The 3829-nt window shown below is 73.2% G+C and carries 5 protein-coding genes; 1 reads left to right on the forward strand and 4 read right to left on the reverse strand.

Annotated features, from left to right (window positions below; translation table 11 throughout):
• The 3 genes from ACVNF4_RS33575 to ACVNF4_RS33585 form a co-directional block, all read right to left on the reverse strand.
• Positions 1–180: hypothetical protein (locus ACVNF4_RS33575; RefSeq protein ID WP_461806652.1), on the reverse strand; the 180-nt coding region annotated here is incomplete at its 3' end.
• The gene (locus tag ACVNF4_RS33580) at positions 177–1001 is read right to left on the reverse strand and encodes a sugar phosphate isomerase/epimerase family protein (RefSeq protein WP_461806653.1); all 825 of its coding nucleotides are present in this window, start codon (positions 999–1001) and stop codon (positions 177–179) included. The genes ACVNF4_RS33575 and ACVNF4_RS33580, both read right to left, overlap by 4 nt.
• Before the next feature lie 238 nt (positions 1002–1239).
• Complete coding sequence (locus ACVNF4_RS33585) at positions 1240–2172, reverse strand: Ppx/GppA family phosphatase (RefSeq protein ID WP_461806654.1); 933 nt, start codon at positions 2170–2172, stop codon at positions 1240–1242.
• 83 nt (positions 2173–2255) lie between these two features.
• Between ACVNF4_RS33585 and ACVNF4_RS33590 the strand changes: the two genes are divergently transcribed.
• Positions 2256–3134: a hypothetical protein gene (locus ACVNF4_RS33590; RefSeq protein WP_461806655.1), complete on the forward strand. Its 879-nt coding sequence runs from the start codon at positions 2256–2258 to the stop codon at positions 3132–3134.
• A 170-nt stretch (positions 3135–3304) separates the two neighbouring features.
• Here the strand turns inward: ACVNF4_RS33590 and ACVNF4_RS33595 are convergent.
• A partial coding sequence (locus ACVNF4_RS33595; protein ID WP_461806656.1) for a BACON domain-containing protein occupies positions 3305–3829 on the reverse strand: 525 nt, incomplete at its 5' end.

Consider the following 3829-nt stretch of genomic DNA (forward strand, 5'->3'; position numbering starts at 1 on the left):
GCGGCCCCTTCGGCCGAGGGCGCGATGCGCTACCGCCTCCTGGAGACCGTCGCCGAGTACGCGGGCGAACGCCTCACGGAGTCCGGCGCCCGCACCGCCGCCGAACGCGCCGTCGTCCTCCCCGCCCGCTCCGTCGCCGGCCTGCGCCGCGTCTGTGTGCCCCGGTGTCCGACGGGTCATCTGCGGGGCACCTTCAGGGCCGAGGCGAGGTGGAGGCGGGTGAAGGCGAGGGCCTCGGCGAGGTCGGCCTCGCGTTCGGCGGCGGACATCGCGCGCCGGGTGTTGACCTCGATGACGACATGGCCGTCGAAGCCGGTGAGGGCGAGCCGTTCGAGGAGTTCGGCGCAGGGCTGGGTGCCTCGGCCGGGGACCAGGTGCTCGTCCTTGTTGGAGCCGAGGCCGTCGGCGAGGTGGACGTGTCCGAGGCGGTCGCCCATCCGGTCGACCATGTCCATCGCCTCACTGCGGGAGGTCGCCGCGTGGCTGAGGTCGATCGTGAAGTGCCGGTAGTCGTCCTTGGTGACGTCCCAGTCGGGCGCGTACGCGAGCATCTCGCGGTCCCGGTAGCGCCAGGGGTACATGTTCTCGACGGCGAACCGGACGTCCGTCTCGTCGGCCATCCGCCAGATCCCCTGGACGAAGTCCCGCGCGTACTGCCGCTGCCAGCGGAACGGGGGGTGGACGACGACGGTGCTCGCCCCGAGCTTCTCGGCCGCCGCACGGGCGCGCTGGAGCTTGGTCCACGGGTCCGTCGACCAGACCCGCTGCGTGATCAGCAGACAGGGCGCGTGCACGGCGAGGATCGGCATCCGGTGGTAGTCACTGAGCCGCCGCAGGGCCTCGATGTCCTGGCTCACGGGGTCGTTCCACACCATCACCTCGACCCCGTCGTACCCGAGGCGCGCGGCGATCTCGAAGGCCGTCGCCGTCGACTCCGGGTAGACCGAGGCCGTGGACAGAGCGACCTTCGCATCCGGGATGCGCACCACTGGTTCTGCCACGAGGGACAGCGTACGGGGCGGTACCGGACACCGTTGCCGGGTGTCCGCACCCTCCGGACGCGTTCGGCCACGCGCGCGTGGAGGCCGGTTCCGGTCCGCGTACGGCTTCCGAACAGGGCCGCGGCGGCGCGGGAGGCGCGGTGGACGGACGGACGGCGAGGGCTCGGGGCCGGGGAGCCCCACACCGCCGGGGTGGCGCACCTCACGCACCGCACGCCCTCGCCACGCGCGTGTGCCCTCACACCGCCGGCATGTGGTCCAGCCGCCGCAGGATGACGCCCTCGCGCAGGGCCCAGGGGCAGATCTCCAGGGTTTCGACGCCGAAGAGGTCCATGACGCCCTCGGCGACGAGTGCGCCGGCGAGGAGTTGTCCCGCGCGGCCCTCGGAGACGCCGGGGAGTTCGGCGCGCTGGGCGACGGTCATGCCGGCGAGCCGGGGCACCCAGGCTTCGAGGGACTCGCGCTTGAGCTCGCGCTGGACGTAGAGGCCGTCGGTGGAGCGGGCGGCACCGGCGATGCGGGCGAGCTGCTTGAAGGTCTTGGAGGTCGCGACGACGTGGTCGGGCGCCCCGAAGCGGCTGAACTCGCCGACCGTACGGGCGATCTGGGCGCGCGCGTGCCGTCGCAGCGCCCTTATGTGCTCCGCTCCGGGCGGGTCGCCCGGCAGCCAGCCGGCGGTGAGGCGGCCCGCGCCGAGCGGCAGGGAGACGGCGGCGTCGGGCTCCTCGTCGATGCCGTAGGCGATCTCCAGGGAGCCGCCGCCGATGTCGAGGACGAGCAGCTTGCCGGCGGACCAGCCGAACCAGCGGCGGGCCGCGAGGAAGGTCAGCCGGGCCTCCTCGGCGCCGGAGAGGACCTGGAGTTCGACGCCGGTCTCGGTGTGCACGCGCGCGAGGACGTCGTCCGCGTTGGTGGCCTCCCGGACGGCGGACGTCGCGAACGGCAGGAGGTCCTCGACGCCCTTGTCCTCGGCGGCCTGGAGCGCTTCCTGGACGACGCCGACGAGTTTGTCGACCCCTTCGGGGCCGATCGCCCCGTCCGCGTCGAGGAGTTGGGCGAGGCGCAGTTCGGCCTTGTGCGAGTGCGCGGGCAGCGGGCGCGCGCCGGGGTGTGCGTCCACCACCAGCAGATGCACCGTGTTCGATCCCACGTCGAGGACACCGAGTCTCATGTAGGGAACGCTACTGCCAGCGAGGCTCTGCTCCTCCTCCGCGTCTGTGCCGTGAGACGGCCTCGGCGTCATACTCTGGTCGCGTGCCAAAGACGAAAAAGGCGAAGAACGAGAACCGGGAAAAGCCGGAGAAGTCACCCAAGGGCGACAAGGCGGGCGCACCGGCCGGGAGTTCTTCGCGGGCGAAGTCATCGAAGGAGCCGGCGCCGGGGGGCGACGAGAAGGGTCTCGACTTCCCGCGCGCGTGGGTCGAGTTCCCGGACCCCGGGGACGACGAACAGATCTTCCGCTGCGACCTGACCTGGCTGACCTCCCGCTGGACCTGCGTCTTCGGCAGCGGCTGCCAGGGCATCCAGGCGGGCCGCGCGGACGACGGCTGCTGCACCCTGGGCGCCCACTTCTCCGACAAGGACGACGAGAAGCGCGTCGCCGGGCATGTGGCGCGGCTCACACCGGACATCTGGCAGCACCACGCCGAGGGGACGCGGGACGGCTGGGTCTCCGAGGACGACGAGGGGTCCCGTCAGACGCGCCCCTTCAACGGCTCCTGCATCTTCCAGAACCGTCCCGGCTTCTCCGGGGGCGCCGGCTGCTCGCTGCACATCCTGGCCCTCCGGGAGGGCCGTGAGCCTCTGGAGACCAAGCCGGACGTCTGCTGGCAGCTCCCGGTGCGCCGTACGTACGACTGGATCGACCGTCCCGACGACACGCGGATCCTCCAGGTCTCCATCGGCGAGTACGACCGGCGGGGCTGGGGCCCCGGCGGCCACGACCTGCACTGGTGGTGCACCTCGGCGACGTCCGCACATGGCGCGGGAGAGCCCGTGTACGTCTCGTACAGGCCCGAACTGACGGAACTGATGGGCAAGGCCGGGTACGACCGTCTCGTCGAGCTGTGCGAGGCACGCCTGGCCTCCCACCTCCCTCTGGTCGCCCCGCACCCGGCGGACCCGGCCCGCTGACCTCCGCTCCACCCGGCTCCCCCGTTCCGTCCGTCCCGCGCGCGTGCCGTCAAGCACCTCCAAGCGATTTCCCTGACGGCACCGCCCCACACCCGCCCCCGCCCCACATCCGCGTCAAATCGGGCGCAGGAGGGAGAGCATCGGGCGCACCGTCCGGGCGGAACGGGGGCTCACGACGCCGCGGGCGTGGGCTCCCCGCCGCCCTCCGACGGTGACGGCGAACCGGGCCCGGCGGACGACTCGCTCGGGGACGGTTCGGGGGAACCGGACGGCGGGGCGCTCGGGGTGGGGTCCGACGGCGACGGAGTGGCGCTCGGCGTGGGGGTCGGGTCGGACGACGGGGGCGGGGTGCCCGGGTCGCCGGGGGTGGGGCCGTGGCCGGAGATGGAGACGATCGCACCGGCCGGGGCGATCGCCACGCGCGCGTGCCACGCGCCCGAGGGCTCGCGGAGCGGGTCGACGTACACCTTCACGGTCAGCGACTCCCCGGGCTCCAGCGTGCCGGAGGCCCTGCTCAGGTAGAGCCACGCGGCCCCCGTGGTCGCGGACCAGCGGACGGGGCCGCCGTCGTGCGCGGCGGTCAGTGTGACGAGGGTCGTGTCGCCGTGGCTCGCGGCGGACACGCTCAGCCGCGCGGCCCCCTTCGTGTCCGCGCCCGTGACGCTGATGACCTCCATGGACACCGCGGGCCGCCC

This window comes from Streptomyces sp. S6, from assembly GCF_054880855.1.